This window comes from Nannocystis exedens (assembly GCF_002343915.1).
Lineage (GTDB): Bacteria > Myxococcota_A > Polyangia > Nannocystales > Nannocystaceae > Nannocystis > Nannocystis exedens.
In genome coordinates, this window is sequence record NZ_NETK01000001.1 from 6,307,750 (window position 1) to 6,330,763 (window position 23,014).

Annotated in this window: 17 protein-coding genes and 1 pseudogene; 8 read left to right on the plus strand and 10 right to left on the minus strand. The window is 72.7% G+C overall.

The window, feature by feature from the left end:
- Nucleotides 1–416: 416 nt before the first annotated feature.
- Nucleotides 417–686 (minus strand): hypothetical protein, encoded by a 270-nt coding sequence (locus tag NAEX_RS24800; RefSeq protein ID WP_096329960.1) that lies wholly within the window; start codon nt 684–686, stop codon nt 417–419.
- Here NAEX_RS24800 and NAEX_RS54620 point away from each other — a divergent pair.
- Nucleotides 610–942 (plus strand): annotated as a pseudogene (locus NAEX_RS54620) (serine hydrolase); the annotation flags it as partial. The gene NAEX_RS24800 and the pseudogene NAEX_RS54620 overlap by 77 nt on opposite strands.
- Nucleotides 943–1,152: 210 nt before the next feature.
- Here the strand turns inward: NAEX_RS54620 and NAEX_RS24805 are convergent.
- Nucleotides 1,153–2,070 (minus strand): STAS domain-containing protein, encoded by a 918-nt coding sequence (locus NAEX_RS24805; protein ID WP_170135986.1) that lies wholly within the window; start codon nt 2,068–2,070, stop codon nt 1,153–1,155.
- Nucleotides 2,071–2,614: 544 nt separating this feature from the next.
- On the opposite strand from NAEX_RS24805, the gene NAEX_RS24810 reads away from it, so the two are divergent.
- Complete coding sequence (locus tag NAEX_RS24810; protein WP_245913793.1) at nt 2,615–3,562, plus strand: STAS domain-containing protein; 948 nt, start codon at nt 2,615–2,617, stop codon at nt 3,560–3,562.
- Between the two features lie 107 nt (nt 3,563–3,669).
- On the opposite strand, the gene NAEX_RS24815 is transcribed toward NAEX_RS24810, so the two are convergent.
- Both NAEX_RS24815 and NAEX_RS24820 read right to left on the minus strand, forming a co-directional pair.
- On the minus strand, nt 3,670–4,431 hold the full coding sequence (locus tag NAEX_RS24815) for a hypothetical protein (protein ID WP_096329962.1): 762 nt from the start codon (nt 4,429–4,431) through the stop codon (nt 3,670–3,672).
- 234 nt (nt 4,432–4,665) lie between these two features.
- Entirely contained in the window at nt 4,666–5,319 is a 654-nt protein-coding gene (locus NAEX_RS24820; RefSeq protein WP_096329963.1) for a BON domain-containing protein, read from the minus strand.
- A gap of 449 nt (nt 5,320–5,768) precedes the next feature.
- On the opposite strand from NAEX_RS24820, the gene NAEX_RS24825 reads away from it, so the two are divergent.
- Nucleotides 5,769–6,140, plus strand: a complete 372-nt coding sequence (locus NAEX_RS24825) for a hypothetical protein (RefSeq protein ID WP_096329964.1) — start codon at nt 5,769–5,771, stop codon at nt 6,138–6,140.
- A 98-nt stretch (nt 6,141–6,238) separates the two neighbouring features.
- Here NAEX_RS24825 and NAEX_RS52225 read toward each other — a convergent pair whose 3' ends face one another.
- Both NAEX_RS52225 and NAEX_RS24835 read right to left on the minus strand, forming a co-directional pair.
- On the minus strand, nt 6,239–8,884 hold the full coding sequence (locus NAEX_RS52225) for a serine/threonine-protein kinase (RefSeq protein ID WP_211302470.1): 2,646 nt from the start codon (nt 8,882–8,884) through the stop codon (nt 6,239–6,241).
- Nucleotides 8,881–9,906, minus strand: a complete 1,026-nt coding sequence (locus tag NAEX_RS24835; RefSeq protein ID WP_143141347.1) for an ADYC domain-containing protein — start codon at nt 9,904–9,906, stop codon at nt 8,881–8,883. Before NAEX_RS24835 ends, NAEX_RS52225 begins: the two co-directional genes overlap by 4 nt.
- Before the next feature lie 215 nt (nt 9,907–10,121).
- On the opposite strand from NAEX_RS24835, the gene NAEX_RS24840 reads away from it, so the two are divergent.
- Complete coding sequence (locus NAEX_RS24840; protein ID WP_170135987.1) at nt 10,122–11,546, plus strand: sigma 54-interacting transcriptional regulator; 1,425 nt, start codon at nt 10,122–10,124, stop codon at nt 11,544–11,546.
- A 720-nt stretch (nt 11,547–12,266) separates the two neighbouring features.
- On the opposite strand, the gene NAEX_RS24850 is transcribed toward NAEX_RS24840, so the two are convergent.
- The gene (locus NAEX_RS24850; RefSeq protein WP_096329968.1) at nt 12,267–14,669 is read right to left on the minus strand and encodes a pyridoxal-dependent decarboxylase; all 2,403 of its coding nucleotides are present in this window, start codon (nt 14,667–14,669) and stop codon (nt 12,267–12,269) included.
- Between the two features lie 293 nt (nt 14,670–14,962).
- Here NAEX_RS24850 and NAEX_RS24855 point away from each other — a divergent pair, with 293 nt between their 5' ends.
- From NAEX_RS24855 to NAEX_RS24870, 3 genes are all read left to right on the plus strand, one after another.
- Nucleotides 14,963–15,652 carry a hypothetical protein gene (locus tag NAEX_RS24855; protein ID WP_096329969.1) on the plus strand — a complete coding sequence of 230 codons (690 nt, stop codon included), beginning with the start codon at nt 14,963–14,965 and terminating at the stop codon, nt 15,650–15,652.
- A gap of 316 nt (nt 15,653–15,968) precedes the next feature.
- The gene (locus NAEX_RS24865) at nt 15,969–16,541 is read left to right on the plus strand and encodes a helix-turn-helix domain-containing protein (protein WP_096325583.1); all 573 of its coding nucleotides are present in this window, start codon (nt 15,969–15,971) and stop codon (nt 16,539–16,541) included.
- Nucleotides 16,474–17,109, plus strand: coding sequence for an IS630 family transposase (locus NAEX_RS24870; protein ID WP_170135336.1), 636 nt, complete (start codon nt 16,474–16,476; stop codon nt 17,107–17,109). The genes NAEX_RS24865 and NAEX_RS24870 overlap by 68 nt, the downstream gene beginning before the upstream one ends.
- A 293-nt stretch (nt 17,110–17,402) precedes the next feature.
- Here the strand turns inward: NAEX_RS24870 and NAEX_RS24875 are convergent, their stop codons facing one another.
- A complete protein-coding gene (locus NAEX_RS24875; RefSeq protein WP_096329971.1) occupies nt 17,403–17,831 on the minus strand; it encodes a leucine-rich repeat domain-containing protein in 429 nt (142 codons plus the stop codon).
- Between the two features lie 408 nt (nt 17,832–18,239).
- Here NAEX_RS24875 and NAEX_RS24880 point away from each other — a divergent pair, with 408 nt between their 5' ends.
- Nucleotides 18,240–20,846 carry a PAS domain-containing sensor histidine kinase gene (locus NAEX_RS24880; RefSeq protein WP_170135988.1) on the plus strand — a complete coding sequence of 869 codons (2,607 nt, stop codon included), beginning with the start codon at nt 18,240–18,242 and terminating at the stop codon, nt 20,844–20,846.
- 277 nt (nt 20,847–21,123) lie between these two features.
- On the opposite strand, the gene NAEX_RS24885 is transcribed toward NAEX_RS24880, so the two are convergent.
- Complete coding sequence (locus NAEX_RS24885; RefSeq protein WP_096329973.1) at nt 21,124–21,726, minus strand: hypothetical protein; 603 nt, start codon at nt 21,724–21,726, stop codon at nt 21,124–21,126.
- A 414-nt stretch (nt 21,727–22,140) separates the two neighbouring features.
- Nucleotides 22,141–22,974: a 2-oxo acid dehydrogenase subunit E2 gene (locus NAEX_RS50650; RefSeq protein ID WP_170135989.1), complete on the minus strand. Its 834-nt coding sequence runs from the start codon at nt 22,972–22,974 to the stop codon at nt 22,141–22,143.
- Nucleotides 22,975–23,014 lie beyond the last annotated feature (40 nt).

Here is a 23,014-nt window from a genome sequence, read left to right on the forward strand (position 1 = left end):
GGCGCGCGATGCCGAGGGCGTGGCGCTCGATCGAACCGCAGACGAGGGCGGCTGCTCGCGCGCCGGAGCCTTCGGAGGCACGGGCCTCGCTCGGGGCGGGCGGCGCGGTGAATCGCCGCCGGCGAAGGTCGTACGGGCCCGAGAGGCGGCTCGAATGCTCGGTGCGGTGATGCGCCGTCGAATGCGGCCTCGGTTCACGCGACCGCGGTGCTCGCATGGGTGGATACGCTCGCTCGAATGCTCGGTGCGGTGATTCGCCGCCGGAGGTGCGGCCTCGGTTCACGCGACCGCGGTGCTCGCATGGGTGGATACGCTCGCTCGAATGCTCGGTGCGGTGATTCGCCGCCATAGGTGCGGCCTGGAGCTCGCGCGACCCCGGTGCTCGTCATCGCGGCTGGGAGCACCGGCGTCCGGGCTCACTCGAAGGTCAGGAACGAGTCGGCGAGGGTGCGCACGCCGTCGGCGAACTCGATCTCGGTCTTGCCGTCGCGGCGGAGGAGCACCCGGCCGCGGCCGAACTTGCGGTGCGAGGCGTGGCGCCCGAGGTCGGGCGCGCTGGCGGAGGTGATCGCGGCGGAGATCGCCGGGCCGCTCGGGCTGCGCGGGCTGGTGGGGCAGCGGCCCGGGGGGACGGTCGCGGGGCTGGTGCGCGGGCATCGAGAGCGGGTGCCGGTGCCCGCAGACACTCACTACGAGGCGCCGCACGGGGCCGGCTCGATCGCCGCGGGGGCCGACGATCTGGTGCGAGTGCTGCACGCGGTGCTGTCGGGGCGGTTGGTGACGGCGAGGACGGCCGCGGGGATGCTCGGCGACATGGCGCCGATGTTCGAAGAGCCGTCGCTGCGCTACGGGCGAGGCATGATGTTCTATGACGTGCCGGGCGGGCCGGGGCGGATGATCGGCCACAGCGGCGGGGCGACGGGAGCGCGGGCGATCGTGGCGTATCTGCCGGCCGAGCCGGCGTTCGTGGCGGTGATGATGAACGACGAGCGGCCGGCGGAGGCAGGGCTGTGGGCGCTGGTGCAGGCGGCGCGCGGTCGAGGCGGCGCTGGAGCGCGCGCGAGAGATGGGCGGAGCGGAGGTCGCTCGCGTAGTTTCAGGGGAGCGACCTCCGGTGACGGCGGTCGCTCGCGGGACGGCCGGCGATCGGCGTCAGGACCCGAGCGCCAGCTCGAGCGCGTCCTGCAGCGTCGCCACCGTCGTCAGCGACTGCGCCTCGAGGCCGAGCTTGACGATCAGCGTCGCCACCACCGGCGAGATGCCCGAGAGCACGCAGCGGCAGCCGAGCAGGCCGACGGCGCGGCTCGTCCGCAGCAGCGACTCGACGGTGGGGGTGTCGATCTCCTGCAGGCCGGTCAGATCGAGGATCGCGGTGCGGGCGCCGGTGCGCGAGATCGCCGACAGCAGGTCGTCGGTCATGCGCGCGGCGCGGTCGCCGTACAGGCCGCCGAGCACCGGCACGGCCAGCACCCCGCGGCCGACCTGCAGGATCGGGCTGCCGATCCGCTCGATCACCTGCTCCTGGGCGCGCAGGCGCGACATCTGCTCGACCTGGTCGGTGATGTCCATGATGTAGCCGAAGTAGTGCGTGATCTCGTTGCGGTCGTCGCGGAGGATCACGGTGTAATCGGCGACCCACAGCGCGCGGCCGTCGGCGTGGAGGATCCGGTAGGGCTGATGGACGAACCACGCGGCCCCGGCCTTGCTGTGGGTGGTGACCTCCTCGAACACGCGCGGGAGGTCGGCCTCGTGGATGAGCGAGGCGTACGGCCGACGACCGCTGGAGATGTCCTCGAGCGGGTAGCCGGTGAGGGTGGCGACGTTGGGCGAGACGTACTCGATCGGCCAGCCCTCGCGGTTCTGCCAGCGGAACACGACGACCGGCCCGACCGCGAACAAGAGCCGCTCCTGCAGGCGGGCGTCGGAGGCGCGGATCAGCCGGTTGACCTCGCGCTCGAGCTCTCCCAGCGCATCGTCGCCGGGAACGGCGATCGGCTCGGGGGCACCGGCGTCGGCGATGCCGCGCACGCGACGGACGAGCTCCTGGATCCGCGAGTCGACATCCGACATTTCTGGGCACACTAAACGAGGTTCTGCTCGCGAACAAGCGCCGCGACGGCCCCCGCGACCGCCGACTGCGCATCCGCTCGCTTCGCGAATTCGAGCTCTTCGGATGCGGGGCGCCTCCATTCATCACACTGGAGCAATAGCGACGAAATTCGCGGCGCGGCGCCCGCTGCGGCGGCTCCGGCGTCCGCGGCCGGGGAGGCCGCCGACGCGTTGTCGCGCGGTCGTGACCGAAATGACGCGGTCCTGCCCGCCGTCGGGCTGTGACGCAGGGGGAGGCGATGTGCTCGAAGCGGACCTCCGTGACTACTCGGCGGTCGAGCCCGTGCTCGCCGGCCTCGTATCGTCGCGGGGGCCGGAACGATCTCCCGGTGCGCTGTGTATATTCATACCCGGCGATGGCGGCATCACCGCAGCCACGAATCGAGCGTGGGGCCACGGCGCCCGATTCGCAGCGCTGCCTTTGCGGAGATTCCTCGGGCCGCGTGGAAGGTCCAGGATCCTGGCGCGAGGTCCTTTGTCGGAACCAGGCGATCCTTCATCCCTATTGGTACGTGCGCAGGAGGAGATCCAGGAGCTCCGCCGGCGATTGGCAGCGGCCGAGGTCGCGGCGCGCCGCTATCGCGCGCTGGTCGATTCGAGCGCGGTGAGCGTCCAGGTCTACCGCGCCGACGGCAGCACCGCCGAGGTCAACGGCGCCTACGAGCAGCTGTGGCGGGTGACGGCCGAGGAGGTGGCGGCGTACAACGTGCTCGCCGACCCGCAGGTGCGCGCGCACGGGATCATGCCGCTGATCGAGCGGGTGTTCCGCGATGGGCACGCGGCGCAGATGCCGTCGATCCGCTACGACCCGGTGGTCAACGAGCTGGTGGGCACCGGTCAGGCGGCGTGGGTGGCCTCGGCGATGTCGCCGGTGGTGCGCGCGGACGGGCAGGTCGAGGAGGTGCTGCATATCCACCTGCACGTCGGCGAGCTCAAGCAGAGCGAGGAGGAGCTGCGCGAGCAGAACCGCCGGCTCGAGGAGGCCGTGCAGGCCCGCACCGCCGAGCTTGAGAGCAAGCTGCGGCTGATCGAATCGCAGCAGGAGGTGATCCGCGAGCTCTCGACGCCGATCATCGAGGTGTGGGACGGGGTGATCACGCTGCCGATCGTCGGCCTGATCGACACCGTCCGCACGGCGGAGATCATGGACAACCTGCTGCAGGCGGTCGTGCGCACGCGGGCCCGCTTCGCCATCCTCGACCTCACCGGCGTCGAGGTGGTCGACACCGGGACCGCGAGCCACCTGATCGGGATGATCCAGGCGATCCGTCTGCTCGGCGCGGAGGGCATCCTGACCGGCATCCACCCGATGATCGCGCAGACGATCGTGTCGCTCGGCGTCGACCTCACGCGCGTGACGGTGCAGGCCCGGCTGCGCGACGCCCTGCAGTACTGCATCGCCAGGCTCGACGAACGGGCGCGCGCGAGCCACGAGGGCGCCGCGCCGGCGTGAGCGCGGGCCGCTGTTCCTCCGCCGGGTGAACCCCGCGACGAAGCGGTCGGGGCCCGGCTCGCGCGCGCAGGCCGGACGCGTCCGCGGGGCCGCGTGCGCGCGGGGCCTCAGCCGTTCTCGACGGCGACGGCCGTGGCCGCGAGCAGGTCCTCGGCCGGGACCCACGGGGCGGCCGGCATGTAGCTGCCGGTGATCTCGAGGTCGACGCTGGCCGGCCTGCCGAATGGGTCGACGTCGTGGAAGGTCACCGTGCCGGTGGCGCTCGCGGCGTACACGATGTCCTTTTCGAAGTACTGGTACGGGTCGAGGCAATCGTCGAGGTCCTGGTGGACGAACACGTAGCGGGCGCCCCACTCGGCCGGCTGCTCGACGGGCTCGTACTGCGGGGTGTCGAGGCCGCCGTTGGCGAGCGACTCGAGGATGAACCCGCGACACAGGCCGGCCTCGACGTCCCGCTGGATGACGCGGATCTGCAGGGTGAGGAGGCTTTCGACCCACCACGCCCGCGTGACCGGCTGCGCGGGCGCGCCGGTGGTGCCAATGGTGGTCGACGCGTCGCCGGTGGTGGTCGTGGTCGCGTCGGTGGTGGTGGTGCCGCCGGTCGTGACGGGCGGTTCGCCGGTGGTCGTCCCCGGCTCGGCGCCGGAGGTCGTGGTGGTGCCGCCGGCGCTCGCGCCGGTCGGTGCGTCGCTGGTGGAGCTCTCGCCCGCGCCGGTCGCCCCGTCGGTGGTCGCGGCCTCGGTCGTGCCGGTCGTGCCGGTCGTGCCGTCGGTGCTCGCGCCGGTGGTCTCGGTGGCGGTGCCGGTCGCGTCGCCGCAGGCGAGCACGAGCGCGAATGTACACAGGGCGGGATCGACGATTCGTCGCATCGGCCGGTGATAACCCGCGGGTCGACGATTCGCCAGAGGGCGCGGGAGCTTCGCGGTGGGGGGTGAAGATGACAGCGCCTCTTCCCCTCGTGGCCCGTCCGGCCGGAGCGGAGGTCGTGCGCGCCCGGGTCGGCGCTCCCTACAGCCGCGATCACCGAGCGGGGCGACGCGTGGCGAGGAGCGGACGCGGGCGCCGCGTGAGCGAGCCGGTGCGACGCTGCGGCCCGGCGGCGCTCACGGGACGACGGTGAGGTGGTTCTCGACGCGCGAGACGCCCGGCGCGCGCCAGACGGCCCGCTCGGCCTCCTCCAGCTCGCGCCACGAGCGGACGTTGCCGCGGAGGACGACGGTGCCGCCGTGCATGTCGACGGAGATCCGGCGCGCGTCGAGCTCGGCGCTGCGCCTGAACGCGTCCTCGATGCGGGCCTTGACGTCGTGCTCGGGCAGGCGCGGGGTGACGATGATGGCATTGGCGACCCCGACCACGCCGGCGAGGTGGCGCACGGCCTGCTCGGCCTCGACCTTTTGATATTGCCACTCGACCTGGCCCTCGAGGGTGATCCAGCCGTCTTTGACGAGGACGGTGACCGCGTCGCGCGGGACGGTCGTGTTCGCCTTGAGGGCGCTAACGGCGGCGGCGGCGATGTCCTCGTCGGTGCGCTGGCTGGTCCCCGCGAGCTTGACGTGCAGCTCGTTGGCCACGGCCGCCACCCCGTAGACGCTCTTCGCCGCCTTCTCCGCCGCGAACTTCTCGCCGTACGAGGGGACGTGCCCCGTCAGGGTGACGACGCCGTCCTTGACGGTCACCCCAATGTGCGCCGGGTTGACCGCCGGCTCCCAAACGAGCTCTTCCAAGATCTCTCGCTGCAAATCGAGGTCCGACTTCATGGGTGCTCCTTTCACCAGCAGCCGCGACCGGGCGCCGCGGCGGGGTTTGGCGTAACACCGGGGCGCGAGTCCGGCAAGGACGTCGGCCGGCGCGCCGAACGAGGGCCGCGACGAATGACGGCAGTCGGCCGAATGCGTGGTGTGATGAATGGGGGCGGCGGAGCGGGCGCCGCGAAGGCGCGGGCTCATCGGGGCGCTCGTCGACGGGCCACCGCGCCGGCGCGCGTGCGCCTGTTCGTCCCCGTGCCGCGAATCGGCGAGTCGACGGGCTGACGAGGGGGCCCTCGACCTCACGGCCGGGGCGGCGCGGGCGAGGCCGCGAAGGCCGGCGAGGCGCCCGGCTGCGGCGGTTTCGCTTCATGGGAGTCACACCGGAATAGCGACAGCTACCCGGGGCCGCTTGAGTGCAGCGGGTCGAAGGTCCGCGGCGAGTCGCGGCATGCTCGGGCATGCTCGAGACGTTCCCGGCCAGCGACGTCGTCCTCGCCCTCACGGCGGTCGGGCTGGTCCTCGGCGCCGTCGTGGCCCTCGGCGCGGTCCTCCGCGGGCGCGGCGACGCGGCGCTGGTGATCCACTGCCTGTGCGCGGGCCCGCCGGCCGCGGGCCCGCTGCTCCTCGCGCACCTGCTGACCTACGGGCTCACGCACCCGAGGTGGATCGTCGCGTTCACGCTCGCGGGCGTCGGCTACGCGCTCCACCCGCTCGCCGTCCCGCGGCTGTTTCCCCGGCGGGGGCGCGCGGTGCATCACCTCGGCGCGCTGGTCAGCGTCGCGCTCCACGTGCTGGTGCTGGCGGTGATCGCCGGAGTCGCGCTGCCGTAGGTCGATCGAGCCGGTGCCGCCATTGTCGTGAAACAATCATGACAGCGAGTGATGGCGACGCCGGCGAACGTCGTGCGGTGAACCGCCTCGCGGGCGAATCACCGCGATGGCTCGCTCGCGGCGGCGCGGGCGGTGGCGAGGTCCTCGCGCGTGCGCTCGAGCCAGAGCTCCGGCAGCAGCGCCGGTCGGCTCGCGCGCTCCTGGAGAAGAGCCGCGCTCGCGCGCTCGAGCGGACCTATCGCCTCGGCGTGGCGGCCGAGCTGCAGCAGGGCCCGGCCGCGCAGCATCTCGGCCTGCGCGGCCTCGCGGTCCATCCACGGGTACGCGCGCAGCGTGTCGATCACCCGCAACGCCGCGTCGGCGGCGGCCAGCGCCGCCGCGCCGTCGCCGGCGAGCAAGGCCGCGAGCGCGGTCGCCTTGGCTTGCAGCAGCTCGTCGGAGGGGCTCGCTTCACCGGCGCGGCGGCAGTCGGCGACGCGGGCCAGCGCGTCGCCGGCCTGCCGGGATCCGCCGAGCAGGGCGGCGAAGTGGGCCAGGTCGTGCCAGCACTCGCCGCAGTACACCGAGGTGCCGCGCGCGAGCTCGTGGTAGCGCGGGCAGGTGTCGGCCAGCACGGCGAGGGCGTCGCGCGGGTCGGGCTCGTACTGGGCGCGCAGCTGCTGGCGGTCGAGGGTGATGCGGTGATGCGGGCCGAGGTGGTCGGTGAACAGCGCGAGGGCGCCGCGGAGCCGGGCCCGGCGCTCGTCGGCGGCCTCGGTGGTCATGGCGGCGTTGATCATCGCGTTGCCGAGCTCGAGCGGGTCCTGCTGCGGCGAGGCGGTCATCTCGACGAGGGCGCGGGCGGTCGCGGCGGCGGCGGCGGACCGGTCGCCGCGAGCGTCGTGGACGGCGCCGAGGTTGTTGTAGGCGAGGCCGAGAGCCGCGTGGGGCTCGGGGGCGCGGCCGGCCAGCGCGAGCATCAGCGGGGCGGCGTCGAGGGCGGCCGCGACGTCACCGCCGAGCACCCCAACGAGGTACAGCCGGCGCGCGTGGGCCTCGGCGGCGAGGTCGTCGCGGCGGGCCTGTACGGCCTCCGCGAGCGCCTCGCGGAGGTCGGCGCGGGCCGTGTACGGGTCGTTGAGGTTCATCCGGATCGTGCCGAGAGTCAGCAGCGCCTCGGCGAGCAGCGGGCGATGGCCGAGGCGGTGCGCCTCGGCCACCGCGGCCTCGGCCTGCGCCAGCGCGCCGGCGAGGTCGTCGCCGTGCTGGTGCGCGCGGGCGCCGGCGAGCTGGGCCTCGACGGCCTCGACCGCGCGCGCCAGGGCCGGATCTTCGGGCGGCGGGACGTCGGCCAGCACGTAGTCCGGGTCGCCGCAGATCGCCGGCTGCGGCAGGCGGGCGAGCATCTGCGCCGCGTCGAGCCCGGCCGGGTCGGCCGCCAGGGCCGTCACCGCGGCGCTCAGGGCCTTGCGCCGGCGCTCGAGGCAGCGCATCCGGCCGTCGAGCAGCGCGCTCGACTGCTCGCCGCGCTGGTGATCGAGGCAGGCGTCGCGGTGGCCCTCGGTCCACGCGCCGGCCCAGGCGTCGAGGCCGGCGAGCACCCGCGCCGGGGCGTCGGTGCCGTGCAGGGCCCCGGCCAGGGCGGCCCGGCGATCCGGGTCCCAGGCGCCGGCCAGGGCGGTGGCCGAGCCGCTGCAGGGCGCCTCGGCCGGGCCCCGCGTCAGCGCCAGGGCGAGGCCGCCGGCGGTCGCCAGGCCGACGACGCCGGCGAAGAACCAGCGGCGGCGGGCCCTGGGGGGCTTCGGCTCGAGCGCGGCGAGCAGCGCCGGCATGTCGGGGAAGCGCTGCTCGGGCTGGCCGGACAGCCCGCGCCGCAGCGCGGCCTCGATCGCCGGCTGCACGCGGGCGTCGGCCGGCGGCGCCAGCAGCTCCCCCTTGAGCACGGCGGCCGCGGTGGTGACCGGAGTGTCGCCGCGGAACGGCCGGCGGCCGTACAGGGCCTCCCACAGGGCGACGCAGAACGAGAACTGGTCGCTGCGGGCGTCGACCGGGAGGCCGAGGTGCTGCTCCGGGGACATGTACGCCGGCGTGCCGATCTGGTCGCCGGAGGCGGTCAGCACCAGGTCGAGCGCGGTGCCGCCGCGGCGCGGCTCGTCGGGCGCGTCGTGCTGGCGGGCGAGGCCGAAGTCGGTGACGCGGACGCGGCCGTCGTCGCCGACCATGACGTTCTCGGGCTTGAAGTCGCGGTGGACCAGGCCGGCGTCGTGGGCGGCCGCGAGACCCCGGCCGGCGGCCAAGAACGCCTGCAGGCGCGCCTCGAGGCCGTGCGGGCCGCGGGCCAGCCAGGTCCGCAGGTCGGCGCCGCGGACGAACTCCATGGCGAGGAACAGCTCGCCGTCGATGAGGCCGGTGTCGTGGATCTGGACCACGTGGGGGTGGGAGATTCGGGCCTGCGCCTGGGCCTCGCGCAGCAGGCGAGCGGCGGCGTGGCCCTCGGTCCGGTCGGGGCGCAGCAGCTTGAGCGCGACCTTGCGGTCGAGGTCCGGATCGTAGGCGGCGTAGACGATGCCCATGCCGCCGGCGCCGAGCCGCTCCAGCGGGTAGTAGCGGCCGATCTGCCGCGGCAGCGGCGGGTTCCCGGCGAGCGGCGGTCCCGTGCCCGCGGCGCCGGCGAGCGACTGCGTCTGCTCGTCGGCGCCGGGCCCGTCGATCCGGCCCGAGCCGGGACGCGTCGGCTCGGGGAGTGGGTCGAGGGGGAGCATCATGGCTTGAAGAGCTTGTAGATGGGGCTGGACTCGCTCAGCTTCGGCGTCCCACCCCCCAGGGGAGGCATCGGCGCGTAGGTCCGCCACTCCCAGGCAGAGTTCAGGGGGAAGGTGCTGCACGGCGGGAGGTCGCACTCGGCGAGGACCTCCGCCCTGGTGACGAGGCGAGGCTTGCTCAGACAACGCGCGCCGTTCTCGTCCCAGAACGCCTCGATCGCCACGTTCTGCACCAGGTCGGCCGTGTGCACCGTATGAGTCCGGTTGTTCCACAAGATCTGGGTGTGGAACTCGGTGAAGCTGTGGCCGGTGCCGCAGTAGTCGGCGGTGACCATCTTCAGGGCGGCGGTCCGCTGCTCGATGGAGGCCGGCTGACGATCGAGGCCCTGGTCGCCCTTGGGGCCGTAGCCCATCCGCTTGACCTTGTACATGGCCTCCTCGCGGCAGGCGAGGGTGATCCACTGGTCGCCGACGAGGTCGACCTCCTTGAGCTCGTGATCGTAGGTCTCGCCGTGGAGGATGGTCACCGCCGGGAAGCCGACGTCGTAGCCGGGGCAGACGTTGTGGACGCCCTGGCCGTCGACCACGTCGAGGGCGTAGAGGCCGATCGGGTCGGCGTCCTTGGCCCACGACGGCTCCTCGTGGCGGGTGGAGATGAGGATCCGCTGCGGGCTGCGCCCGACGGCGACGACGAGGGTCCAGCCGACGAGGTCGTCGCCGAAGGCCACCAGCTTCGCGCCGTCGTAGGCGGCGAGCTCCTCGTCGATGACGCCGAGGGTGTACTTGCGACCGTCGGGGTCGAGCACGTGGAGGACGGCGACGCCCTGCTCGTTGGGGGCGCCGGCGAGGTCGAGGGAGGAGATCGCGGAGCCGTTGACCTGCGCGGCGTTGAGCTGGCACTTCGGGCACGGGATCGGGTCGGCGCGGAAAACCTGCTCGAGGTCGTCGGCGCCTTCCTCGTCGCAGGCGACGACGCCGGCGGTGAGCATCAGAACAGGGAGGAAGACGCGGCGCAGGGTTTCCATGGAGTCTCTCCGGCGGTGGCAAGCGCGGCCGCTCCGAGGCCGCGGGCTTTCGGATTAGCAAGCAGCAGTCCGTCGGCTTTACAACGATAAATTTTGTGATTGTACGTATTTACGCCCCGTAGATCGGGCTTGCTGGGCCCCGGCCCCATGGGACAATATCCGCCCCCATGGGGCTCGGGCCACCGGATCGAGAGCGGACCGTCTCCATCGCGGGCGTGCCGCGGGCCGTGGGCGCGGTCGGGGTCGCCCGACTCGTCGTGGTGCATCCGCGGCCGCTGGTGGGGGCGCTGCCGCTCGACGGCGACGAGGGGGTGCTGGGCCGCATCGCCGGGGCCCCGGGGTCGCTGGTGGTCGCTCACCCGACGGTGTCGCGCAATCACGCGCTCCTGCGCTGGGACCCGGGCGCCGGCTGCCACACCCTCGCCGACTGCGGCAGCCACAACGGCACCTGGCTCGAGGGCAACCCGGTCCGGGGCGTGCCGCGCTACCTGTTCGACCAGGCGGTGCTCCGCTTCGGCGACGTGCTGGCGGTGTACGAGCGGCGCGAGGTCGCGGTCGCCGACGCGCCCGAGGTCTCGCTGGAGGCGGTGCCGGGGCAGTCGCTGGCGGCGGTGGCCCTGCGCGCGGCGGTGGCCCGCGCCGGCCACGACCCGTCGCCGGCGCTGATCGAGGGGGCGACGGGGGTCGGCAAGGAGCGGATCGCCGCCGAACTGCACCGCCTGAGCGGCCGCCGCGGCCCGCTGGTGGTCATCAACTGCGCGGCGCTCAGCCCGAGCGTGATCGAGAGCCAGCTGTTCGGCCACACCCGCGGGGCCTTCACCGGGGCGACCACGGAGCAGCTCGGGCTGTTCCGCGCGGCCGCCGGCGGGACCCTGTTCCTCGACGAGCTGGGCGAGCTGCCGCTCGAGCTGCAGCCCAAGCTGCTGCGCGCGGTCGAGCTCGGCGAGGTGGTGGCCGTCGGCAGCACCCAGCGCCAGCAGGTCGACGTCCGCCTGGTGGCCGCGACCAATCGCTCGCTCGCCGACGAGGTCGCGCGCGGCAAGTTCCGCCGCGACCTCCACGCCCGCGTGTCGCTGTGCCAGGTCCCGGTCCCGCCGCTGTCGGCCCGCCGCAGCGACCTGCTGGCCTGGCTCGACCGCCTGCACCGCGCGTGGGGCCAGGCCCGCGGCCACGCCGAGCTGCCGCCGCTCGAGCTGCACACCGACGCCGCGCTGGCGCTGCTGCTGCACGGCTGGCCCGACAACCTGCGCGGGCTGCAGCGGCTCGTCCACGGGGTGGCGACGACGACGGCGCGTGCCCCCCTGACGCAGGCGGAGGTGGTCGCGGGCTTCGGCGGCGAGCCGGCGCCGCGCGTCGAGACGCCGCCGCCGCCGTCGACCCGCACGCCGTCGAACCCGACCCCGCGTCCGCCCGAGGCCCCGCGTCCGCCCGAGGCCCCGCGCTCGCCCGCCCGCGTCCGCCGGCCGCGGCCGAGCGCGCAGGAGCTGCTGGCGGCGCTCGAGCGCCTCGGCTGGAGCATCCGCGCGACCGCGAAGCACTACGCGGTCGAGCGCAAGCAGATCTCGCGGTGGATCGAGCGCTACGCGATCGTGCCGCCGGCGCGCCTCGACGAGGACGACGACGCGGACGACCCGGCGTGAGCCGCAGCGCGGCCGACGGCGGCATGGCGAACGCGGGCGGGCGGCCCTCGAGGATGTCTTCGAAGACACGCCCGTCGGGACATCCCGTGCGGCAGGCCCGGACTCGGGCGGGAGACCGGGATCTGCGAGGATGACCTCCGCGACATGACCTTATGGACATCCCGCGAGGCAGGCGCGGATTCGGGCGGGGGCCGAGATCTGCGAGGATGACCTTCGGGCATGTTGTAAAGACACCCGACGCGAGGCCGGCGCGGACGGGCGGGGGCCGAGATCTGCGATGATGACTTTTAAGACATGTCTATAGGGACATCCGGCGAAGCAGGCGCGGACCCAGGCGGGGTGCCCGAGATCTGCCAGGATGACTTCCGGGACATGTCCATGGGGTCATCCCGCGAAGCAGGCGCGGACCCGGGCGGGGGCCGAGAACTGCGAGGATGACCTTCGGGACCTGCCGTATGGGCATCCCGTGGGGCAGGCGCGGACTCCGGCGGAGGCCGAGACCTGCGAGGATGCCCTCGGGGACATGTCCATGCGGACATCCGCGCGGCGGGGCGCCGACCCGGACGGCCGGTCGGGAGACCGACCTTCGGGACATGTCCGGATAGACATCCTGGGGGCGAGGCGGTCGCGACGGGCGAGGGGCGACCGCCTCGTCGCGGCGCGCGTCCGCATCCTGGCTGCCGTCGCGCGCGCCACGAGCGAGGCGCAGCGCGCGTGAGGCTAGCGGCGCGGGCCCAGGCTCGTGCGGACGAGCAACTGGGAAAAACTCTCGAGGAACTCCTGCTTCGAGATGTTGTTGTCGCGGCTGGTGTCGCTCGAGCGGAGGAACTCGTGGATCTCCTCGTCGGAGTAGCCCATCGCCCGGAACTTCGCCTCGACCTCGGCGCGGTCGAGCGAGCCGTCGTTGTTGGCGTCGATCTCCTCGAACACCTGGGCCATCGAGTCGCGGAACATGGCCCGCGAGAGCGCGCGGCGGAACTCGCGTTCGAGCATGTCGAGGAAGGTGTCGTCGCCGAAGTCGGTCAGCCACGGGTTCATCACCGTCGAGCGCAGGACGGTGACGGCGTGACCGGGGCCGTCGACGCCGAGGCGGCGCTTGTAGCTGTCCATGAACACCTTGCCGTAGTGGGCGTCCTCGAAGTCGGTGGTGGTCACGAGCAGCGGGTGGCCGGACGGGTCCTCGCCCGGGCGCAGGCTCAGGACCTCGTAGACGGCCTTGTTGAGGCGGTTCGCCTGGGCCAGGCTGGTGTTCATGGCGCCGTCGGGGCGCTTGAAGTTGAAGGCGTAGGTCAGGATGTTGAGGTCGGGCCCGATCTCGGCCAAGAGCGCCATCGCCTCCTCGTCGGCGAGCAGCGCGTCGGGGTCGCGGCCGTCGATGCGCTCGCGGATGAACTCGATCTGCGCCGCGACGTCGCCGCCCGCGATCTCGGCCGGCAGGCGCGGCACGGGGACGACGACGAAGTTGTCCTCGGGGCGCGCCATGCAGAGCAGGCGGGCGTAGACCCGCCGGCAGTTGAACAGCGCCTTGCGGTGGATGCTGCCGTAGCCGCTGCGGCTCGGGCGGATCACCTTGTGGGCCAGGAACACCGCGGCCACCGCGGCGCCGGGCTTCGAGCCCTCGACGCCGTAGATGCCGACCGACGGCTCGTCCTGCGCGTGCAGGATGTACGGCGCCTTGAAGGTGACGAGGTCGCGCATGGCCGTGTTGCGGTAGCAGAGGGCGCCGGCGGGGTAGGGGATGTAGCCGGACTTGTGCGGGTCGACGGTGACCGAGTCGGCCTGGTGCAGCACCGCGTATTGCTCCTCGGTGTAGCGGCTGAAGCCGACCTCGGCGCGCGGCGAGGCGGGCGCGGTCCGCTTGCCGGCCGGGGCGTCGTCGTCCTCGCGGAGGATGCTGGCGTGATAGCCGCCCCAGGCGGCGTCGGCGTGGACGGTGAACTCGAGGCCCTGGTCGCGCAGCTTGTCGCGGAGCGCGAGGATCTCCCGCAGCGGGTCGACGGCGCTCTCCTCGGTGCTGCCGATCACGCCGACCACGGTGTAGACCGGCCGGCGCTCGGCCAGGCAGCCCAGCAAGATCCGCTCGAGCTCGGGGATGCTCATGCGCGCGTTCTCGTCGAGCGGGACGTCGAGCACGTTGGCGGCGCCGAGCCCGAGGATCGCGGCCGCCTTGGGGAACGAGTAGTGCTTGGTCGCCGGGACCAGGACCACCGGCGGGTTGCGCAGCTCGCCGAGGTAGCGGCCGAAGAAGGCGTGCATGCCGATGCTCTGCGGCGAGACCTTCGCCAGCGCGGCGGTGATGACGTCGGGCGCGATCCCGTACTCCGCGGTGAGGCGGGCCGGCAGCGCCAGGATGTCGTCGCCCCGCAGGTTGCACAGCGACCAGGCGTCGAGCTCGCGCAGCAGGACCAGGGCGCCGCCCGGCGAGCGCACGCGCAGCTCGCTCGCGGCGGCCAGCGTCGGGTCTTCTTTCAAGGCCGCCTGCATGGCGACCGGGTAGAGCTTGAGGTTGCGCGCCGACCAGAGCGCCTCGATGTTGGCGACGGTGCCGCCGGAGGTGATGTGGCCCCACGGGCGCACGGCGCCGGCCTGGCACGCGGCCTTGTCGGGCAGCGGGTAGCCGATCATGCGGCACAAATCGTCGCCGACCAGGAGCTCGAGGATCGTCGTCGCCGTCGAGGCCTCGAAGGCGACGTTGTTCGGGTTGTAAAGCATCGCCGCGAAGTAGCCGAGCACGGCCGGCATCGCGGTGTCCCAGTTCATGTGCCCCTGATAGCGGGTGCTGAAGAACGGCATCGACCTCTTCAAGAAGCCGAGCAGCGAGCGGTAGCTGTCGGTCAGCGCGCCCATCGCCTGCACGTATTCGGGCTGGCGCTTGACCGCCTCGGTGACGAGGGTCGGATCGCCGGGGTGGAAGTTGCGGCGCCAGAACGCCTGATCGCGGATCGCCTCGACGATCAGCCGCTCGAACTCCTCGGCGTTCTCCGCCTTCGAGCCCAGGAACCATGCCTCGGGCGACGAGGTGCCCGGGCCGTCGAGGTAGGGGATCTCCACGTGCTGCAGGAATTGATCGACGGCGCCGGCGGAGACCTGCGGTCCCCGGGGTCGATTGGGTCGTTTCGTCATTGCTCGCTCTCCTGATCGGCCGAAATTGAGGTGGGCGGAGCTTCGCACAGTCCCCGCGGCGCGTCGCTGCGCGGCGCCGAGGTGCGCGCGCGCTCGTGGTCGTCGGGGCGCGGCGGAGGGGTGAATCGGCCGCAGCCTGCGGTCTTCGCGGGCGCGATTCGCGGCGGGCCGTGATGTATGCTCGGTCGGCGATCGACGCCGATCCCTCGGGATGCGCCTTCGCCGAGCGCCGAGGATCCATGCCAAACGACGAGCGAACCCGAGGTTTCGCGGGTATTCATGGGGGCGACACGGTGCGCGCGCTGATGCCGTTCCTGATGGTCGCCGGCCTCGGACGGTTCTTCCTGTTCGGCGAGCATTACCGGCTGGACGCGCCCGGGTGGGTGCCTTTCCTCGGCATCTCGGCGGCGCTGCTCGTCAGCGGGGCGCGGATGTTGCGCCTCGAGGCGCTGCGCCCCCGCGAGCCGGGGCTCGTGGTCACGCGCACGCGCGAGGTCGGGCCGATCGGCGAGCTGATGATCGCCGGGTTCGGCGCGTTCCTGCTGTGGCTGGGGCTGTTCGCGGTGATCCTCAGCGGCTCGACGGAGATCTGGGCCGGCGTGCCGAGCGACAGGACGATCACGCTGCCCGAAGTGGCGGTGGCCGTGTCGATGATCGGGCTGCCCGGCTTCTTCATGGTCTACTGGCGGCCGATGTTCGTCATCGACCTGGAGGCGCGGACGATCCGCCGCTACCCGTTCGGGCGCGCGCTGGGGCGGGCGCGCAGCTTCCCGGGCACGGCGCTGCGGGTCTTCGCCGAGGGCTACTGGATCACGAACACCGGCCGCCGGATCGGCGACATCGTCCGCGGCAAGGTCGGCAATTACACGTTCGAGCTCGAGTTCATCGCCGGCAACGCCGACGAGCAGTACGTGGCCGATCGCGTGGCGTGGTGGGCCCGCGCCCTCGACGCGCAGGTCGCGAGCGAGGCGGAGAGCCCGTGAGCGCGAGCCGTCACTGACTCGGCCGGAGGGTGACGGGGAAGCTCCAGAGCGCGCCGAGCTGAGTGTCGAGGGAGGGAGCGCCGCCGGCCTCGACGCCCGGCCCGGCGGCGCCCTCTCGTCGCAGCGCGCCGAGCGGGTCGTCTCCTCTGCCGAACGCAGGCTGCACTGCGCCTCGGCAGCGCCCGCGCACCCCGAGGCTGCGCGGTGAGCTGGACTGCATCATGGTGCGTGGGCGCTAGTGCTGCGACCGTAAGGTAGCGATCCGAAAACGATGCGCGAATTTGCGCTCTGACCTGGAACGTGATCTACGGGTGCCATGAGGCAGAAGAAGCCGCGGCCCCGGTTCCCCGGACTCAAGCTCAAGGACGAGGATCGAGAGCTCCTGCGCCGAAAAGCCCGGGAGCGGCTCACGGTGCGGACCTGGAAGCGAATTCGCATGCTGCAGTTGCTGGACGAGGGGAAGACGCTGGCGGCGACGGCGGCAGCGGTTGGATCGGCGGTCCCCTCGGTTCGGCGGGTTGGAGAGCGGTATCTCGCTGCGGGCGTCGAGGTCGCGCTCAAGGACGCGAAGCGACCGGTCCCACCGCGGAAGCTCGATGCTCGGCAAGAAGCCGCGATCGTCGCCATGGTCTGCGGGCCACCTCCTGAAGGACGCGCTCGGTGGACAATCATGCTCATCGTCGAGGAGTGCATGAAACGCAAGCTCGTCGACCAAGTCGGCCGGGAGACGATCCGGGTGTTGCTGAAAAACCACGCGCTCAAACCGTGGCGGGAAAAAAATGTGGTGCGTTCCTCAGATCGACGAGGAGTACGTCGCGCGGATGGACGACGTCCTCGACACCCTGGCGCGACCAGCCGACGCGTCGGAGCCGGTCGTCGCTCTGGATGAACGACCGGTCGTGCTTCGAGACCCCGCTCGACCTGGCCGGCCAGCCTCACCTGGCCGCATGGCCCGTCAAGACTATGAATACGTGCGGCGCGGAACCGCAAATGTCTTCTGCATCGTCGAACCCAAGGCAGGGCGCCACCTGACCTATGCGACGCCGAACCGCACGGCGAAGCAGTTCGCTCGGGCTCTCCGCAAGATAGCTCAACGATATCGTTCGGCGCGGACAATTCACCTCGTCATGGACAATCTTAACACCCACCGCCAGAACTCGTTATGCACCGCTTTCGGCGATGACGCGGGGCGCGAGCTTTGGAGCCGGTTTACCGTGCACTATACTCCCAAGCACGGGAGTTGGCTCAACCCTGCCGAGAACGAGGCGAGCTTATGGTCACGTGAATGCCTTGGACGGCTTCGGATCGGCTCTCTCTCCGAACTGCGCCGTCGAACGTCTCTGTGGAACAAGGACGCCCACCGCCGGCGGCGGAAGATCACTTGGCGGTTCACCAAGGAGCAAGCCCGAGCGGTGTTCAGAATCAGCCAGATCACTACGTCGCGGTCGGAGCACTAGTTCGGAGTATAGGGATTGGTGTCGGGAGGGAGAGGGTAACAGAGCGAGCAGCTATGATGACCATCGGCGAACGAGCAGCACGACTTGAAGTAGACCATGCCCGCGATGAGCCCGCAGTACTCGTTTATACAAAACTTGCGGGCAGACGCATCGATAGCTCTCGCAAAACTCCGGTCGTCGAGACATCGGCGCGTCTACGATGCGCGAAAGCAGGGGTTCGCACGGCCGTCGTCCTGTCCGAGGTGCTTCGTACGATAAGGAAAGGCTTCCACCCATCGAGGAGCATGGGTTCATCAGTCTTTACCAGTTGCTCGAGCGCTGAGGTCGGCGATGGTGAGCGCGCCGAGGCCGGCGAGGGGGCCGACGTCGACGAGCTGGTTGTTCGTGAGATCGAGGTGCGCCAGCGCGGATATGCCGGCGAGCGGGCCGAGGTCGACGATCGCGCTGTGGTCGAGGTGGAGCGCCGTGAGCTGGGTGAGCCCGGCGAGCGGGAGGTCGTCGAGCGCGTTGGTGCGCAGGTGCAGCTCCCCGAGCTGGGCAAGGCCGGCGAGCGGAGCGAGGTCGGCGATCGCGTTGTCGTCGAGCCGGAGCGTGGCGAGCGCGGTCATGCCGGCCAGCGCCGAGATATCGCCGATCTGGCGGTCGCTCAAGTCGAGCCGGGTGAGGTTGACGAGCGGGGCGAGCTCGTCGATGTCGGCGAGACAACCGCGTGAGCTCGACATTCGCAGCCGCGCCGCGAGGCGAGACAGCCCGCGTGAGCTCGACCTTCGCAGCCCGCGTGAGCTCGACCTTCGCAGCCCGATCCCGGGGCGCGACAGGTCGCTTCATGGAAGTCACACCGGAATGACGACAGCTACCCGGGGCACGGCGAGCTCGCAGCCGCGCCGGCTCGACCGGGGGCACCGGGAGCTTGCATCGGCAAGGAACGGAGGTCGCCCGGCAGGCCCGACGCTGCGCTGCGGCCGGGGCCGGTGCGCCCCGGTCTCTCGCTCGCGGCGAGCTCGGCGCCGTCGCGTTCCGGCGGATCCCGCTTAAACTACGCATATTTCCTCCTGTGCCTCATGGCAGCGTCCGCGCGATCGATCCGCCCCAGGCGCCTGCAGACCCGTCGCATGCCGCGAGGCGGTGGAATGGGCTGGTCGAGGCTGCTGGTGGCGTGCCTGGGCTGTGCGGTCCTGCTGTCGGGCGCGGCGCGATCGATCATGGTGCTCGGCCTGCTGGCGGTGGCGAGCACCGCGCTGGCCCTGCAGGCGCTGGGGGCGGTCGGGCGAGCGCGCCGAGCCGAGGCGGAGCGCGACGGGTTGGCGGACGAGGCGAGGCGCTGGCGGAGCGTCGTCGAGGCCGGCGATCAAGCGGTTGCGATCGCAACTCCCGGCGGGACCGTGAAGCGCTGGACGGCCGCGGCGGAGCGCCTGTTCGGCTGGCGCCGCGATGAGATCCTCGGGCGCTCGCTGCTCGCGGTCGTCGCCCCCGAGCGACGCGCCGAGGTGTCGGCCCGGCTCGCGCGGGGGGTCGGCCGCCAGGGCGCGAGCTTCGAGTGCGTCGGGCTGCGCCGCGACGGCGCGCGGGTCGACGTGGCGGTCACGATCGTGCCGCTCCCCGGGACGCGCGAGCAGGGCGGCGGCGTGGCGGTGCTGTGGCGCGACGTGGGGGCGAGGAAGTCGCTGGAGGCGGCCTGTCGCCGGCTCGAGCGCGACTACGACGAGCTCGTCGAGCACGCCGACGACGGCGTGTTTCTGGCCGACCCCGAGGGTCGGCTGGTGCGGGTCAACCAGGCCGGGGCGCGCCTGCTCGGGGTCTCGCCCGAACAGTTGGTCGGCCGGTCGCTGGCGGCGTTCATGGCGGACGAGGAGGCGCAGCGGCTGGCGAACGCCCGCGCCGCGCTGGTCCCGGGCGTGCCGCACGTCGGCCACGTGCCGCTGCGGCGGGCCGACGGCGGCTGGCTGGTGGCCGAGCTGCGGATGGTCCTCCTCGGCGACGGGCGCGTGCAGAGCTTCGTCCGCGACCTCGGCGCGCGCGAGACGGTCCACGCCGAGCTCGCGCGGGCGCACGCGGCCGAGCGCGGGCTCAGGGTCCAGCTGCAGTCGCTGTCGCAGGCGACCTCCGCGATCACCGACGCGGTCGCGCGGATCCCCGAGAGCGACCTCGACGCCGTGCTCATGGTCATCGTGCTGCAGGCGCAGACGCTGACGAACGCCCGCTACGCCGCCCTGGGCCTCGGCACCGATCCGGCGCGACCGTTCGAGCGGTGGGTCTACGCCGGCGTGACCGCGGAGCAGGCCGAGCGGATCGGTCGCGCCCCGCGGCCCGTCGGGCTGCTCGGCGCGGTCGCCCTGCAGGGCCGCGCGGTCCGGCTGCGCGACGTCGGCCAGAGCCGGGAGCGCGTCGGCTTCCCGCCCGGGCACCCGCCGATGCACAGCTTCCTCGGCGTGCCGATCCTCTACGAGGGGCGCAGCCGCGGCAACCTCTACCTCGCCGACAAGCAAGGCGGCGGCGAGTTCACGGCGGAGGATCAGCAGGCGCTCGAGCTGCTGGCGGCGCGCGCCGGGACGGCGCTCGAGACGGCCCGGCTCTACCACGAGAAGGCGCAGGCCACGACGTGGTTGCGCGGCGCGATCGATGGCCTCCCCGAGGCCGTGATCCTCGCCGAGGTCGGCGGGCAGGTCTCGCTCAACGCGGCCGCCCGCGAGCTCGCAACGGCCGAGGTCGCGGGGACGCCGGCGCGGCTGGAGCTGTACGACTCGAGGGGCGCGCCGCTGGCCGACGAGGAGCACCCGCTGTTTCGCGCGCTGCACGGCGAGGTGGCGACGATCGGCCTCGAGTGCTGCGGGCAGAACCGGCGCGGCCAGCGGGTCCCGCTGCTGGCCAGCGCGTCGCCGCTGCGCGACGAGCGCGGCCGCCCGCTCGGGGCCGTATGTGTCCTTCGGGACATCTCGTCGTTCAAGGAGATCGAGCGCCTGCGCGAGCAGTGGACGGCGGTGGTCGCCCACGAGCTGCGGCAGCCGGTACAAATGATCCACGTGTGCGCGCGGACGATCGAGCGCGCCGGGGCGAGCGAGCGCGACCCGCTGACGGCCAAGTCGGCGACGCGGATCCTCGCCGCCGCGGCGCGCCTCGAGCGGATGATCAAGGACCTCCTCGACGCGGCCCGGATCGAGGCCCGCCAATTGGCGCTGCGCTGCGAGACGATCGACCTCGGCGCGGTGCTGGCGGAGGTGGTCGCGCGGCTCGGCCAGACCACCGACCGCTCGCTGCGGCTCGAGGTCGATCCGCTGCTGCCTCCGGTCCGCGGCGACGCCGGGCGGATCGAGCAGATCGTCGAGAACCTGCTGACGAACGCGCTCAAGTACGGCGACCCCGGCGCGCCGATCGCGATCGAGGTGCGTCCGCACGGGCGAGAGGTCCTGGTGTCCACCACCAACCAGGGCCAGCGCCTGCCGCCAGCCGAGATCGATTGCCTTTTCAAGCGATTCTACCGCTCGCGCGCGGTGGCGGCGGTCGAAGGGCTGGGCCTCGGCCTCTACATCGCGCACGGCCTCATCGAGGCCCACGGCGGCCGGATCTGGGTCGAGAGCGGCGACGCCAGCACGAGCTTCCGCTTCACCCTGCCGGCCGCGCCGCCGCAGGACGGCGATGATGAGGGCGGCGGCCGGTCCGATGCTCCGCCGCGCGACCGGCAGGGCTCGGGCGGGCGAGAGCAGAGCCATGACCGAAGCGGGCGGCCGGGGCGGGTATGAAGATTCGCTCGCAGACCCCCAGGGCACATGCGGGCCGCGAAGTGTCGACGGTGCGGCTCTCGCTGGACGTGGACCAGCCCTGGATGAATCAGGGGCGGCTCAGGTCCTTCTCGTACTCGAATCCGGCCAGGCCGTGGCGGAGACCCAACCTCAGGTTGAGGTCGTACATAAGGTTGTTCTCTTCATTGCGGATCATGATGGCTCGGCGCCGTGGCGGCGGGCGAATTCGATGGCGTGGGCCGTCTCGAACACGGCCGCGACTCGTGGGCGTCCGCCGTCAGAAGCGGGCCGCGAGCGCGAGGCCGAAGCGGCCGCGCGCCAGCGTCGGGACCAGCGCGAGCTGGACCTCGCGGGCGGGGGCGTACTTGCGGTAGGTCAGCCCGTAGACGAGCATGCTCGAGCCGGCGATCACGCTCGACAGGCCGAGCTGCAGCAGCGACCACGGCGTGCTCGAGGCGCGCGCCTCTTCGGCGAATTGCCAGCCGAGCCCGGCCGCGACGATGACGAGGCCGCCCGTGGTGGCCATGCCGCCGAAGGAGATCCACGCGGTCGCGGGCGAGCGCGCGGCGCTGCGTGAGCCGCGAGCGCGGCCGTGGAAGCCGGCGCCGACGGTCAAGAGGCTGAGGCTCGCGGTGTTGAGGGCGACCGCGGCCAGCATGGTGGGCGGCAGGCGCGGGGGACATTCGGGGCAGCGGTCCAGCGCGGCCAGCTCGCGCGCGCTGGCGAGGCCGAGGCCGAGGCCGGTCGCGCCGGCGAGCGCGCCGGTAACCAGCCACCCGACGCCCGCGTTTCGCCGGGGCCGCTCGACGAGCGACGAGGCCGGCGCGACCGGTTCGATCTGCGGGGCCGAGGCCAGCGACAGGGCGAGCACGAGCGACATCGACGAACCTCGAGCGGCACCTTCTGTCTTGGGCCGGAACGCGCGCGAGCCCAAGGGCCGTTCACGCGGACCGCGAGAGGGCCGGCTCGTCTCGGGCCGGAACGCGCGCGGCCCCGCGGAGCATGCATGCCCACAGAAATCGACGAGCCCGCAACGCGGCGGCGAGACCGGCGAGGAGACCGGCGAGCCTGGCGCCCGTCGCCCGCACCCTCGTCGGTCCGCAGGAGATGCCCGGCTCGCCGCCGGTGCCACGCGCGAGATGGGCGCACCGGGCCGGTCGCTCGCACTTGTTTTTCAAGACATGCCCCGATCGACATGTTCTCGGCGACATTTCACAAACGACAGGTTCTTGATGACATGTCGAAAGGATCATCTTCGGCCGGGGGCGTGGAGGTCGCTGCGGTCGCTCGCGGGTCAGGCCGGCAGCTCGAGCAGCTCGGGGTGCAGCAGCAGCTCCTCGATGCGGGCCGACAGGCCGGCCGCCTGCACGCCGTCGAGCACGCGGTGGTCGAGGGTCGCGTGCAGCGGCAGGACGGGCCGGACCGCCACGCGGGGCTCGCCGTCGTCCTCGACGATCCACGGGCGCGGCGTCACGGCGCCCACCAGCAGGAGGATCGGCCAGTGCGCCGGCGGGAACAGCGGGGCGTAGGCCCAGCGGACCCCGAACATGCCGAGGTTGGTGACCGCGGCCGAGCCGAACGGGTCGCGCGGCAGCCCGGGGACGCGCAGGTCGAGGCGGTATCGCAGCAGGTCCTGCGCGGCCTGGAGCGGGCGCAGCAGCGCGGGCGGGAGCGCGGCCAGGCGGCGACGCGTCCGCCCGAGCTGCGGATCGCAGTCGCGGCGGACCTGCTCGAGACGCTCGCCGAACTCGCGGGCGATGTCGGTGATCGACTTGCGATCGGCGCCGCGGATGACCAGCCCCGTCAGGTCGCACCCGTGCTCGTCGGCCCGTGCGACCTGGAAAAAGATGTCGACCTCTGCGCGCGGGTAGAGCCGGCCGCGCCGGACGAGGACGTGGAGCTCGGGGCGCTCGGAGAGGACGACGGCGAGCGCCCGGCCGACGAGGTGGGTGAGCGTCGCCCGCTCGCCGGTGCGCGCGTGCAGGGTCTCGAGGTGAGCGAGCGCGGCGGTGGCGTCGAGCTCGAGCGTGCCGTGGATCGACGGGTCGCGCGGGTCGTCCCAGGCGGCGAGCGCGAGGCGGCGGAAGAACGAGAGCTCGCCGGCGGGCCGGGCCTTGAAATGGCGCATGCCGTCGCAATGTGAGCAGTCGCCGCGCCGGGCCGCGCGA